Source organism: Pseudomonas amygdali, assembly GCF_002699855.1.
Lineage (GTDB): Bacteria > Pseudomonadota > Gammaproteobacteria > Pseudomonadales > Pseudomonadaceae > Aquipseudomonas > Aquipseudomonas amygdali.
The window spans coordinates 23,339-35,791 of the sequence record NZ_LKBW01000276.1 but is presented as its reverse complement, the minus strand read 5'-3'; the positions used below and the strand labels follow the sequence as shown (position 1 = coordinate 35,791).

Here is a 12,453-nt window from a genome sequence, read left to right as displayed (position 1 = left end):
TTTGGTCGGCATACATGCACCTCTAGCTACATGTTATGCCCGAACACAAAATTTCTGACAGTCTCGTTGAGGGCGACTGGCCGGACCACGACGCTGTGCGTCCGGCCTCACTTCTCGTAATCAATCGAATTCACGAACCACAGCTTCTCGCCTTCCGGCGTGTTGACCAGCACCTCATCGCCCTCTTCCTTCTTCAACAAGGCGCGTGCCATGGGCGAGTCGATGGAAATGTAATCGTTGCGCCCGTAGATCTCGTCATACCCGACAATGCGAAATTTCTTGAGGTCGCCCGCTTCGTTCTCGATCTCGACCCAGGCACCGAAGAACACTCGCCCTTCCTGCTCCGGCGAATACTGGACGACACGCATGTCTTCAAGGCGCTTGCGCAGGTAGCGCACGCGCCGGTCGATCTCGCGCAGCAGTTTCTTGTTGTACTGGTAATCCGCGTTCTCGCTGCGATCACCCAACGACGCTGCCCAGGCGACCTTTTGAGTAATGTCAGGCCGGTGCTCTCGCCACAGGTAATCGAGTTCTTTCTTCAGGGCTTCATGCCCGCCCCTGGTGATGATCTTTGTACTCAAGACGTTTCTCCAGCCCTGCAAAAATCAGTTCGACAGGCATAAAAAGTCAGCGACGCGCCACCTCATGCTGGATGCAGCCGTCGTAATACACCTTGCTGACAGCATCAGGCTTCAAACGCGACTCGCTGTCGTAGGTCTGCTCGGTGATACGCAATGCCATGGGTCGCATCCACTGTTTGGCGAACTTGCGCGCCTGCAGCTTTTGCCGCGCCCCGTAACGGGTAACGCCTGACAGCTTGGAAGCCTGCGCACCACCGGCAATGGTCGAGCCCCAGCGACAAAGATAACGCTCGTTCTCCGTCGCGTTTCTGGCCTGAACGGAAAAAGCCAGCCCGGAAAGCGTCAGGCACGCCAGAGCACAATAGACCAAACGCATGCGAAAACCACCTAATCCTTTGATAAGGCGGCGATTTTGCCTGTCAGTTCACCAGCCGGGGGCCAGCAATATGCCTTCTATGCCAATTGGATAGGTCCGCCGTTTCAACCCAGCGTAATCAGGCCCTGACGGGCTATACGCGTCAGGTCACAAATGAGCTGCTCGACGTCGTCAGCCTGCGGCGATTGCACCACCGCCAGGTCGAACTCATCGTTGCCAAAGTGGCTCAACGACGAGTTCTATCGACAAACTGAATTAGAAACGCACAGTTACCAGCGCCCCGACGAGGCCAGCCATCGAGATAGCGCAACAGCGTAGGCTGATGAGAGCCGCTCAGAAGGATTTTCGGGTTCTTGCGTGAGGAGACCGTGCTGATCGGGGAAAGACGAATGAGGGGGCGCAGGTTGTTCATGGTTATATCTCTGCCTCGCAAGATCCGCTGGGCAGCGGTGAGAGGCAACACCGAACCAACGTTTTAGCGGTATTTCGACAAGACCTGAGCCTTGCCAGGCGCCCCGCAAGTAGTTGTTAAATCGGCGCTTGAGCACGCATCCTAGAGAAACGCCCCATTCATTGTCAATTGTCATCCGTGACGCGAGCCTGCAAACGCACAAGGCCCGCCAGAAGCGGGCCTTGTAGAACAAGCATAGCCGGTTATCGGGAGATGACGCGGTCCAGCGACAACTTGCCTGCACCTTCGATAAGCACTGCCAGAGCGCCGCCGAGCAACGCCAGCGCATACTCATAACCGTTATTGGCCATGAAGAAACCGTTATGGATATGCACGGTAAAGATCGCTACCAGCAACAACAGGATCACCACTACCGCAGCCGGACGAGCCAGCAGCCCCAACAGCAGGCCCAGACCGCCAAAGAACTCGGCGCTGCCAGACATCAGCGCCATCAGATAACCCGGTGTCAGGCCCAGGCTTTCCATGTACTGCGCAGTGCCTTCCAGGCCATAACCGCCGAAGGCCCCGAACAGCTTCTGACTACCGTGAGCGATAAAGGCAATACCGACAATAACGCGCAACAGGGTAAGGCCGTAACCGGCGCGAGTGCTGAGAACCGATTTGATCATTGTGTTCATGTGGGTAATTCCGGGATTGATTAAGTGAAAGTGGCGCCATCATAATCAAATTTACTTATGTGAAAACCGCAAATAACAGCACGTAACAATCCAATAAATCGATGATTAGCGTTTTACGGCGGTTTTCGGCCCACTCTTTTCCAGCGAGTCTCGCTCGCGATCAAATGCCAGGTAATACTTGTTCACGCTGTTGACGAACGCGACGACGTTGGCACCGCCCTGCTCCATTGCCACGCGCTCGGTCTGGAAAAACCACTGATCTGGATTGAGCCCCCGCCGCCGCGCTTCCTCTCGCATGCCTTGCACACGCTCCGGCCCCAGGTTGTAGGCGGCCATCACAAACGCCATACGCTCGCGCTCGTTGACTCGGCTGCTGGAGAAATACTTGCGCTGGATCAGCGCCATGTAACGCGAACCTGCACGGACGTTGTCGTCGGCGCTCTGAATGCTCGGTACTCCGACGCTTTTTGCCGCCGACGGAGTGATCTGCAACAGCCCTGTCGCGCCGCCACTGCCCTTGGCCGCCGGGTCGAGCTTCGACTCCTTGAACGCCAGGGCAGCGAGGTCCAGCCAGTCCATACCCTGCGCATCGGCGTGGCGTTGCAGCATCGGACGCAGTTGCTCAAGACGTTGCAGGTTGTTGCGTACCAGCGGGTTGTTGACCTTGTAGGTGTTTTTGTAAGCCTTGGCGAGCACCTGATCCTGCTGAGCCGAAGGTTTATAGCCTTTGAGGAAATCATCGATACTGGCCCGCAGCTGGGTTGCGTTGTCGCGTACAAACCAGCTGATGTCGCCGTGGGTCTGTAGGGTCAGGCCGCGCTCGATACGCAGCTTGGGCATGATCTTCGCCCAACGCTCGGCAATAGGCTGCTCGACCAGTGTCATCGGGTAAATACCGGCCTGGACCATTTCCAGCACATCTTCGACTGCCAGGCTAGGGTCGACCCATTCGATCTTGGCCAGCGGCAGCTTGCGCAGCTCCAGTTGCCGGTTGACCTGATGCAGGGCCTCGTCGGCCGCGCTGCCGGTGGGCAGGCTCAGTGTATGTCCCGACAGTTGCTCCACACGCCGTACGTTGCGCTGGCCACGCGCGCCGACCAGCACCAGAGGCACATCATGAATGATCGGCGCACTGGCCTGAACACCTTTGGCTTCGCTGACATCAAGCAGTTCGCCAGGCGCGATCATATCGCCTTCGCCGCGCTGCAACGCTGTCAGTAACTGGTTCTTGGCCTTGGGTATGACTTTAAGTGTGACCTTCTGAGCGCCGCGCGAATGGCTGTTGAGGTACTGTTCGAAGGCTTGCAGGCGATGATATTCGATGCCGATTTCCTGACCCTTGACGTCACCGGAGCTGTTGCGGCTTTGATTGACCAGCACGCGCAGCACCTTGCTGCTGCGAATGGCAGGCAGATCGCGCACCTGCGCGTTGTGCTGCACGGCCTGCGGGCCAGTCTGACGAGCAGAAACCTGCAGCGGCAGCAGCGCCAACAGACACATAAAAGACACAAGCGCGGATCGGATCATTCACTTCCCCAGGGCAACGCCGGAAAAAAAAACAGGAAAAAGGAAATCTTGAGGTCACGCAGCAGCATCGAACAGCGAAGGAAATCGTTGAACCATCCGGCTCAATCGCTTGAATACCCAGCGTTTTCTTATTGTGGCCGGAGCTCTGGCATGCTCGACAGCCTTCAGCTGGAGGTAGCACCATGCAACTCATCGACATCGGCGTCAATCTGACCAACGCAAGCTTCGCCTCGCAACGACAGGCGGTACTCGATCGCGCCTATGCCGCAGGCGTCGAGCAACTGGTGGTGACCGGCACCAGCGTCGAGGGCAGCGAACACGCCTTGCAGCTGTGTCACGAGCTGGATGAAAGCGCGCAACGCCTGTTCTGCACGGCAGGCATCCACCCGCACTCGGCGAGCGATTGGACCGGTGACACCGAGAAACAGTTGCATGCGCTGCTCAAGGAAAATCGCGTTCGCGCCGTGGGTGAATGCGGCCTGGATTTCAATCGCAACTTCTCGCCTCGTCCGCAGCAGGAAAAGGTTCTTGAAGCGCACCTGGCCATGGCGGTGGAACTGCAATTGCCGGTGTTTCTGCATGAACGTGACGCCAACCAGCGCCTACTGGAGATTCTGCGTGACTACCGCGACCGTCTGCCGGCTGCGGTGGTGCACTGCTTTACTGGCGAACGCGCCGCCCTGTTCAGTTATCTGGACCTCGACCTGCACATCGGTATCACCGGCTGGATCTGCGATGAGCGACGCGGCACGCATCTGCACCCGCTGGTGGGCAATATTCCTCGCGGCCGGCTGATGCTGGAAAGCGATGCGCCTTATCTTCTGCCACGCAGCCTGCGCCCGAAGCCGAAAAATGACCGCAACGAACCCGCTTACCTGCCGGAAGTCTTGCGCGAAGTGGCTTTGCATCGCGGCGAAAGCCAGGAAGATCTCGCCCGTCACAGCACGGCCTGCGCGCGGGAGTTTTTCGATTTACCCTCCCTGGAACAGATAACCGGCGAAAATCTGCAGCTTTCTTGACCCGCATCAAGGGTCTCTTTGATGGCTGAGGCATCGTGATAGCATCTTGCTGCTACCTCACACGACCATCAAAGAAGACCGCTCATGGGCTCATGGCTTGGCAACCTGTCACTGAAATATAAATTCTGGGCCGTGAATGCGGTCGCCTTCGTCACAACCCTGTTGCTGGTGCTTTACGCCATGCAAGCAGAACAGCAGGCACGAGTAGATACGTCACGTCAGGCAGCGCAAGCTCAGGCCCGCTTGCTGGCCGCGTGGCCTGCCGACGCAGTGCTGCCCGCCAGTGATACGTTGCTGACTTACAACAAAGGTCAGACACCGACCTTCAATACCCTCGCGCTGCCGGAACTGGCTGACGCCCGCGACTGGGTTGCGCTCAATAAACCAGCCAACGACAGACTGCTGAGCGGCGCGCAGATCTTCACCCGCAGCACCGGCCAGCAGGTCGCGGTGCTGGCCTTTGCTCCGACCTTCCTGCAGGTATTTCAAGATCGCTTCAGCCATTACGCAGCCGCGGTTTTCGTGCTGATGCTGTTGATGCTCTGCGCCTCGCAACTGCTGATCCGTTTTCTGCTCAGCCAGCTCAACGCGCTCAAGGATGTGATGCTGCACGTCGAAAAAAGCGGCGATCTGGCGGCCCGCGTGCCTAACCGCAGTGACGATGAGGTTGGGCAGATGGCTAAGGCGTTCAATGCCATGCAGGCCGGGTATCAGCGAGTGGTCAATACGGTTTCGCAAACCGCTGGCCGCCTCGATCAGGGTGCAGCGCATCTGGCTGCGGGCATGAAGGATGTACGCCAGGGCATGCTCGGCCAGCAAAGCGAAACCGATCAGGTGGCCACGGCAATCAACGAGATGACCGCCACGGTCCATCACATTGCCCAGCACGCCACGGCCACACGCGACCAGTCGCAGACCGCCGACGCGTTGGCGGGCAGCGGCAAGGTCGTGGTCGACCGCGTGCAAGTATCCATCGCCGGGCTCTCCAGCGGCGTGCAACAGACCGCCGAAATGATCCAGCGCATGGCCCAGGACAGCCAGAAGATCAACGGCGTGGTCAACGTGATCCACAGCATTGCCGAACAGACCAACCTGCTGGCCCTGAATGCCGCCATCGAAGCCGCACGCGCCGGGGAAATGGGCCGCGGCTTCGCCGTGGTAGCCGACGAAGTGCGCAATCTGGCCAAACGGGTGCAGACCTCGACCGATGAAATCACCACAATGGTTTCGACCCTGCAAAGCGGCACCCGCGATGCGGTGGATTTCATGCAGGAGAGCTCATTCAAGGCCGATGAATGCGTGCAGCAGGCCAAGGAAGCGGGCGAAGCGCTGGCGGCCATTGCCGGTGCCGTGGCACAGATGCGCGAAAGCAATACGCAGATTGCCGTCGCCGCGCAGCAGCAAAGTCAGGTGGCCGAGGAAATGAACCGTGCGGTGGTGAGTATCCGCGATGTCACCGAACGCACGGTGGTGCAGACCGTGGACTCGGCCAGCACCAGTGACGAACTCGCCACGCTGGCGGGCGAGTTGAATGCTGCAATCGGCCAGCTCAAGTTGTAACAGGCTATCGCGGCGATAGACAGGCTTGAGTCGTCAGCGATCAGCAAGCGGGCCTATGCTTCAGGCATTGAACGGCGCTTTACGCACCGTCCTGAACAAGCGCTATCTTTAAGAGGACCGCAGCATGAACAAGCCACTTTCCGATCTGCAGCTCAATCAATGGCGTAACAACAACGACAATCAGGAGCACTCGGCCAGCCTGGCCATGTACCTGATTGCCGTACCATTGTTCATTCTGGCGGCCCTGCTGATACTCAACGGCCTGTTCTCCGAGAGCCTGCCATCGATTGCCATCGGCGTGATCGGCCTGCTGGCTGCGCTGGGTTTTCAGCGCAAGGACGCCGCCCGCTCCGCCCGGAAATATTGACCTGCCTTGTCAGTCAGCCAAATACCGTCACCGTCTGGCGGCTGATTGCGATCAGTTCGCCGTCGGGGCTCCACAACGCTGCGGCGGTGTGACCATAGCCATCCCGGGCGTGTTCGATGACTGCGCGATAACTGCACCATTGCAGCGTATCGAGCAATGGCTGTGGCTGGACGAATTCGATGGTCCAGGTCAGCGAACTGCCCGGTGCGGGCTTGTTGAGGTGCGGCAATACCGCAGGCGGCCAGGTGTTGACCAGCGCCAGAATATGGGCCTCGCTCATGGGGCTGGCATGCGCCTCATCACGAAAACGCACATGACCACCAATTGCCGGTGACGGGGTATTGCTGAATGGCATGCCGCCCAGCGCCCAACGAATGTCCATGAAACGCAAGTAGTCGGGCATCACGCCCTTGGCAAAAGGCAGCTCCGGGCATTGTTCTACCGGTTTGAGCACTGGCGCGGCCTCTGCTGCAACCGCAATCATCGACTCACGAGGTGCGCCGAAGCTGCCTTGTATCAGGGTCATCACCTGACCGTTCTGCATGGCGCGCCCCGACACCTGACTGACAGCCTTGCCGTGACGCAGAATTTCAACGTCAAAGGCAATCGGCACGCCAGGCTCGGCAAGCCCGACAAAGGTAATCGCCAGCGAGCGAACCGGGCGCCCTTCCGGCACCTCGGCACGCATCGCTTCGTAGGTCAACGCCGCCATCAACCCGCCAAAGCAGGCGCGCCCCTGGGACCATTCGGCAGGGATCGCAACAGCACGCGGGTCGCGACGCACTGCATCGATCAGTTCGGAAAAGGTCATGCTTACTCCAGCAAGTCGACACACAAGTGGATGGATAATAACCATCCTCCTAGCCAACGAAATGCCGCATATTGGCCATTATTGCGGCCTGAATGACCTATTCCATAAAAAAGCCACTGCCTTAGAAACAGGCCTTGGCCAGCCGCTTGAGCGACGCCTCGGCCTTGCGCTCGGCACGCACGATGCCGATTTGCCAACCCGCAATGCACGGCGCCAGATCCGGCTGCTCGGCAGCCTGCGCCAGCCATTGCAAATGATCATGCCAGTCGCCCAACTCGCCTTGTGCGGCCTTGAGCCGGGCCTGCATGTTTTTCGGCTGGTGGCTGAGTTCCGGGTACGCTTCGGCGGCGTAACGCACGCGTTTGATCAGCAGGCGCAGATCATGCCGATCATGCCCAGGCTCGGCGATGGCCACACGTAGCTTGCTCCACTGTTTGTCCATACGCTTTTCGATGGTCTTGCGCAGGCCGCGCAACATTCCCTGACGCTGTTGCAAACGCAGTAACTCCGGGAATAGATCTATCAGCTTGAGCAAACGGCTCAGTTCAGGCGACGTCGCAACCCTGGGGCAGGCATTTCCCAAGTACTGGTTGCGCTTGAAAGCGGCCTCGTTGAGGCCCTGCTCTTCGAGAAACGCGGCGAGCACCTGCATGTCACGCAAAGGCGTGGTCAGTTGCCCTACCGCTTTTGCGGCCTCTTCCAGTTCTGCGGCAGCCGGGTTTTCCCGCAGGGGCCGCAGTACGCTACGCAGACGACGCACGGTGGTACGCAAATCATGCAGCGCTTCGCTGTCCGTCGAAACTGCTTGCGTGCCTGGCACGCAAGCAATTTGACATCCAGCGCCAGCACCTCGGCCACCAGATGATCCACCATTGAAGACATGCAATTCCCCTTCGACACACTCATTCATGAATGCCTGTCCCTGACGGCTGACAACCTCCATGGCAGACGACGACGCAACGTGCTTAATGCATGCCTCAAGCGGCTGGCCGAAGCAAGCCGCCCGGCATAGCGCTGCGCCTGAAATTCGCGGATGAAAGCTTCGATGGCCTCGGCATGCTGCGGAAAATACAGCACCGCTCTGCGGCAGAATGCGTCAGCGCCTTCACCCGGCATACGACGCAGACCATGACGGGCGAGCAAGCGTTCAAATGCGTTGAACACCCGCAGTTGCGAGTCGCTTTCGCGCTGCCAGGGTTTAAACAGCCATAATGCAATCAGGCCCAGTGAAAGCAAGGTCCCCATGACGAAAACCGGTGCCTGAAACCCTGAAAACCAACGGCCGAGAATTTGTAACTGCTGTTGTCCCTGATAGCCCAGCACCCAGCGCTGCCAGCCATAGTTGAGGTTATCCCAGCTCAGGCGTATGGCGTTGACCCAAGGCACATTGCGATAGCGTAACGCTGAATAAGGCGAGTCCTGCAGAAAGGCTTCGTCTGCTGCCAGCGCTTGCTCCAAGCCCTGTTCGATACGCTGCGGTGCAACTGCTGCGGTGGGGTCGACACTGCGCCAGCCGATACCCGGCTGCCAGTATTCGACCCACGCATGCGCGTCGAACTGGCGCACGGTCAGGTAGTGCCCGTCAGGGTTCAGTTCACCGCCTTGATACCCGGCCACGACCCGCGCCGGAATACCCGCAGCGCGCAGCACAAAAGTCATTGCCCCGGCGTAGTGGGCGCAAAAACCCTGACGACTCGCAAACAGAAACTCATCAATGCTGTCATTGCCCAACGGTGCGGGCTTGAGGGTGTAGTGAAACGGCTGGTCGCTGAAATAACCCAGCATCGCGGCGACCATCGCATCCGCCGTAGTGTAGCGACGGCGCAGTTCAGCCGCCCACTGCCGGGCCTGATCATTCCCCTTGGCGGGCAATTGCAGGTTTTGGCGCTGGACCTGTTCGCTGGATTGCGGGTCGCGAATACTCAGCGGCCAGGAATTGACGGCATATAACAGCGATTGCTCAACGGGACGCCGGCGTTGCAGGCGGAAGTCGCTCATCTGCCGAACGTCCGGCAACGTGGTCTCGGCCACGTCGAGGCTCGGCAACCAGGGCCGACCGCTGGCTTCCATGACAATGCTGTAAGCCAGTGGATCGCCGCGCTTTTCCCACTGCGGGATCTGCACGGTCTGGGCACGTGCCGACTGTGACCAGCGCCGCCCATCGAACTGCTCAAGGGTCAGACCGCGCCAGTACAACTGATTACGCGCCGGTATCGGCCCTTCAAAACTGGCCCGAAATACCAGTGCCGGCGACTTGCTCAGCTCGGCCATGTCGCCCGGTGCCATGTTGTCGGACAGCCCAGTGACGCCCTTGTTGCTCGGTTGCGGCAACGACCAAAGCGGGTCCAGACGTGGAAAAAACAGAAACAGCACAAGCATCAACGGCACAGCCTGCGCCATCAGCTTGAACGCCAGCTTGAGCGTATCGGTTGATCTGCCAGCCAGATCCGCGTGCTGCAGCCCGATCAACGCGGCCAGCAGCGCGCCGACCGGCAGCAGGCTGAAAAGCGCCCATAGCAGGTTGTCTTCAAACAGATAGCCGACCGCCACGCAAAAGAAACCGAGGAAGATCAGCACCCGAGCGTCGCGATGGTTGTTCATTTCCAGCATTTTCAGAACGAATGCCGCAACCAGTAAAGCCGCACCGGCGTCCAGCCCGACCAGACTGCCACGCGCCAGATACACGCCCCCGGCGGTGCCCACCAGCAACCCTGACTTGATCCAGGTGCCGGGCAGCCGCGCGCGCATCCGGAACACCTGAACCCGCCAGCATGTGCAGCCCAGCCACAGAAGCGTGATCGATACCGGCACGTGCAGCGCGAACGGCAACACGACCAATGCCTGCGCCAATAGCAACCAGGTAAGGCTGACACGCGGAATGGGTGCGGCTGCGAGCGCTTTATTCTTGTCACTCATGATCGATGACCATAAAGCGCCAAGGCGCGCAGGCAGGCTTCGCGGTGCGCATCACCGCTGTCGACCGTGGAAAGAAAACCTGGCAGGCGCAAGGCAAACGGCTGACGACGCTGGGACAGCTCCAGCACCCAATAACACAGGCGCGACAAGCGCTCCTCGATATCGCCGCCCAGCGCCATGAAGTCCAGGCACAGGTCGTGGCCGCTCAAGTCAGTGAAGTCCTTGACCAGCAACCCCTGACCTCGGGAATAGGCTTTCCAGTGCAGGCGACTGAGGTTATCGCCCGGCTGGTAGCTGCGCAGCCCCTGATAATCATCGACACCGGCACCCTGAGTGGCCTGACCGTCGTCCTCGGCGTGGGGCTGCACGCCTTTTAGCAGCGGCATGGCACCCGACAGTGGCCGCGGATAGATCAAGGCGCTCTGCTCCAGATCCAGCCAGCTCCAGGCGCGGAAAATGCCCAGCGGAAACACACTCTCGACCCGCAGCCTTGGCGCATGCAGCCAGCCGCGCTTTTCGGCAGGCAGGGTCAGTTCCACATCGGTCAGCCCGCGAGGCAGTACATCGCCGGATTGCAGAGCTGTCGCAGTCCAACCCACGCCCAAGGCGTGGTGGGCCTGGCTGGCACTTTCCAGGCGCAGGCGCAATTGTACCGGTTCGCCGACAAACACTGAACGCGCCACACCCGCACTGAGAATCAGGCCGCTGACGTTGCGATACGTATGCAAAATGGCCAGCACGCCAATCGACAACAACAGAAAGGTCAGCCCGTAGGCCAGGCTGTTTTGATAATTGATCGCCACCAGCAGCATGAGCACGATCACGACCGCAAAGGTCATGCCGGTGCGCGTCGGCATGATGAAGATGCGCCGATGGTCGAGCGTGATGCGTGACGCCGGAGGAATTCGTCTTGCCAGCCAGCGTTGCCAAAACGGTTTGAGCGGCTCGATCAAAGCACCGGCACCTCGCGCAATAACCACTGCACCAGCGCTCCGCCGCCATGCCCGGTCGGGTCGCTGCGCTCGCGCAGCCGATGGCCGACCACCGACGGCAATACCGCCTGCACATCCTCGGGAATGACGTAATCACGCCCCAGCAACATCGCCCAGGCCCGCGCTGCGGCCAGAATCGCCAGGCTCGCCCTGGGCGACAGTCCATAGGCGAATTGCGGCTGGCTGCGGGTTGCCTCGACCAGGCGCAGCACATAGTCGACCAGTGCATCGCTGGCCCGCAACTGCCGTGCATGCGCCTGCAACTGGCCAAGCATGGCGTGGTCCAGAATCGGCTGCAGGCGCGGTAAAAGTTCGCGACGTGACTCGCCAAGCAGCAACGCTTTCTCCGCCGCTCTCGCCGGATAGCCCATGGAGATGCGCATCAGGAACCTGTCCAGCTGAGACTCGGGCAAGGCAAAGGTGCCACCGGAGCTGAACGGGTTCTGAGTCGCAATCACGAAGAATGGATCAGGCAACAGACGTGTCGCGCCCTCGATGGAGACCTGCCCTTCTTCCATGGCTTCCAGCAACGCGCTCTGGCTCTTGGGCGTGGCGCGGTTGATTTCGTCGGCCAGCACCAGTTCGGCGAAGATCGGCCCGGGATGAAAGGTGAATTGCCCGCTGTCCCGATCAAATACCGACGTCCCCAGGATGTCACCCGGTAGCAGGTCGGACGTGAACTGAATGCGCTGATAACTCAGGCCCAGAATTTTCGCCAGCGCATGGCTGAGCGTGGTCTTGCCCATCCCCGGCAAGTCTTCGATCAGCAAATGCCCGCCGCCGATCAGGCAGGTCATCGCCAGCCGTACCTGCACTTCCTTGCCCAGTACCACTTCATTGATGGCGCTCAGGCATGCATCGAGTTTTCTACCCATCGAAAGCCCCTTCCGGCAACTGCTTAATGACTGTGGGACTGCAAGCGATGCTAGTGTCCGAACACTTTAAGATGGGCGTAGGCCGTTTCGCTAGAGTCGGTAGGGATTCGATGTGATGCGAGCATACGGAGCGAGAGGTATCTGGACAAACACTGTGCGGAACGGGCGACGGTTCGCTAGTCCGCGAAGGCGATGTTGAGAGCGATATATCTCCTGCGAATTTAAGGCCCTTTTCGCGGACAAGTCCGCTCCCACGACTTGAACTATCGTAAGACGCTCCGCGTAAGCATGCCGTTTGCAGCTTTTGATTATCGTGCGACGCTCCGCGCCGGCATGCCGT

General features: G+C 59.6%; 11 protein-coding genes and 2 pseudogenes. 3 read left to right on the top strand and 10 right to left on the bottom strand.

Features of this window, described 5'->3' with window-relative positions:
* Positions 1 to 107: 107 nt before the first annotated feature.
* From greB to AO277_RS19255, 5 genes and pseudogenes are all read right to left on the bottom strand, one after another.
* Entirely contained in the window at positions 108 to 581 is a 474-nt protein-coding gene (gene greB / locus AO277_RS19275) for a transcription elongation factor GreB (protein WP_002553012.1), read from the bottom strand.
* A gap of 46 nt (positions 582 to 627) precedes the next feature.
* Positions 628 to 957 carry a hypothetical protein gene (locus tag AO277_RS19270; RefSeq protein ID WP_002553011.1) on the bottom strand — a complete coding sequence of 110 codons (330 nt, stop codon included), beginning with the start codon at positions 955 to 957 and terminating at the stop codon, positions 628 to 630.
* A gap of 104 nt (positions 958 to 1,061) precedes the next feature.
* A pseudogene (locus tag AO277_RS19265) lies at positions 1,062 to 1,369 on the bottom strand (class I SAM-dependent methyltransferase).
* Between the two features lie 242 nt (positions 1,370 to 1,611).
* On the bottom strand, positions 1,612 to 2,046 hold the full coding sequence (locus AO277_RS19260) for a DoxX family protein (protein ID WP_002553009.1): 435 nt from the start codon (positions 2,044 to 2,046) through the stop codon (positions 1,612 to 1,614).
* A gap of 105 nt (positions 2,047 to 2,151) precedes the next feature.
* Complete coding sequence (locus AO277_RS19255; protein WP_044318639.1) at positions 2,152 to 3,573, bottom strand: MltF family protein; 1,422 nt, start codon at positions 3,571 to 3,573, stop codon at positions 2,152 to 2,154.
* Positions 3,574 to 3,755: 182 nt separating this feature from the next.
* Here AO277_RS19255 and AO277_RS19250 point away from each other — a divergent pair, with 182 nt between their 5' ends.
* The 3 genes from AO277_RS19250 (at position 3,756) to AO277_RS19240 (ending at position 6,519) form a co-directional block, all read left to right on the top strand.
* On the top strand, positions 3,756 to 4,592 hold the full coding sequence (locus AO277_RS19250) for a TatD family hydrolase (RefSeq protein ID WP_044318640.1): 837 nt from the start codon (positions 3,756 to 3,758) through the stop codon (positions 4,590 to 4,592).
* 84 nt (positions 4,593 to 4,676) lie between these two features.
* Positions 4,677 to 6,152 (top strand): methyl-accepting chemotaxis protein, encoded by a 1,476-nt coding sequence (locus AO277_RS19245; protein WP_044318641.1) that lies wholly within the window; start codon positions 4,677 to 4,679, stop codon positions 6,150 to 6,152.
* Positions 6,153 to 6,276: 124 nt separating this feature from the next.
* The gene (locus AO277_RS19240; protein ID WP_005732441.1) at positions 6,277 to 6,519 is read left to right on the top strand and encodes a hypothetical protein; all 243 of its coding nucleotides are present in this window, start codon (positions 6,277 to 6,279) and stop codon (positions 6,517 to 6,519) included.
* Positions 6,520 to 6,532: 13 nt separating this feature from the next.
* Here AO277_RS19240 and AO277_RS19235 read toward each other — a convergent pair whose 3' ends face one another.
* The 5 genes and pseudogenes from AO277_RS19235 to AO277_RS19215 form a co-directional block, all read right to left on the bottom strand.
* Positions 6,533 to 7,330, bottom strand: a complete 798-nt coding sequence (locus AO277_RS19235) for an acyl-CoA thioesterase (RefSeq protein WP_044318642.1) — start codon at positions 7,328 to 7,330, stop codon at positions 6,533 to 6,535.
* Between the two features lie 121 nt (positions 7,331 to 7,451).
* Positions 7,452 to 8,212: pseudogene (locus AO277_RS19230) on the bottom strand (CHAD domain-containing protein).
* 24 nt (positions 8,213 to 8,236) lie between these two features.
* Positions 8,237 to 10,246: a transglutaminase TgpA family protein gene (locus AO277_RS19225; protein WP_044318643.1), complete on the bottom strand. Its 2,010-nt coding sequence runs from the start codon at positions 10,244 to 10,246 to the stop codon at positions 8,237 to 8,239.
* Positions 10,243 to 11,226, bottom strand: coding sequence for a DUF58 domain-containing protein (locus tag AO277_RS19220; RefSeq protein ID WP_039847526.1), 984 nt, complete (start codon positions 11,224 to 11,226; stop codon positions 10,243 to 10,245). Before AO277_RS19220 ends, AO277_RS19225 begins: the two co-directional genes overlap by 4 nt.
* Complete coding sequence (locus AO277_RS19215) at positions 11,196 to 12,113, bottom strand: AAA family ATPase (RefSeq protein ID WP_002553000.1); 918 nt, start codon at positions 12,111 to 12,113, stop codon at positions 11,196 to 11,198. Before AO277_RS19215 ends, AO277_RS19220 begins: the two co-directional genes overlap by 31 nt.
* Positions 12,114 to 12,453 lie beyond the last annotated feature (340 nt).

Coding starts and splice junctions, on each gene's coding strand:
- AO277_RS19270 (WP_002553011.1), bottom strand. CDS start 957: ATGCGTTTGGTCTATTGTGCTCTGGCGTGCCTGACGCTTTCCGGGCTG.
- AO277_RS19260 (WP_002553009.1), bottom strand. CDS start 2,046: ATGAACACAATGATCAAATCGGTTCTCAGCACTCGCGCCGGTTACGGC.
- AO277_RS19255 (WP_044318639.1), bottom strand. CDS start 3,573: ATGATCCGATCCGCGCTTGTGTCTTTTATGTGTCTGTTGGCGCTGCTG.
- AO277_RS19250 (WP_044318640.1), top strand. CDS start 3,756: ATGCAACTCATCGACATCGGCGTCAATCTGACCAACGCAAGCTTCGCC.
- AO277_RS19245 (WP_044318641.1), top strand. CDS start 4,677: ATGGGCTCATGGCTTGGCAACCTGTCACTGAAATATAAATTCTGGGCC.
- AO277_RS19240 (WP_005732441.1), top strand. CDS start 6,277: ATGAACAAGCCACTTTCCGATCTGCAGCTCAATCAATGGCGTAACAAC.
- AO277_RS19235 (WP_044318642.1), bottom strand. CDS start 7,330: ATGACCTTTTCCGAACTGATCGATGCAGTGCGTCGCGACCCGCGTGCT.
- AO277_RS19225 (WP_044318643.1), bottom strand. CDS start 10,246: ATGAGTGACAAGAATAAAGCGCTCGCAGCCGCACCCATTCCGCGTGTC.
- AO277_RS19215 (WP_002553000.1), bottom strand. CDS start 12,113: ATGGGTAGAAAACTCGATGCATGCCTGAGCGCCATCAATGAAGTGGTA.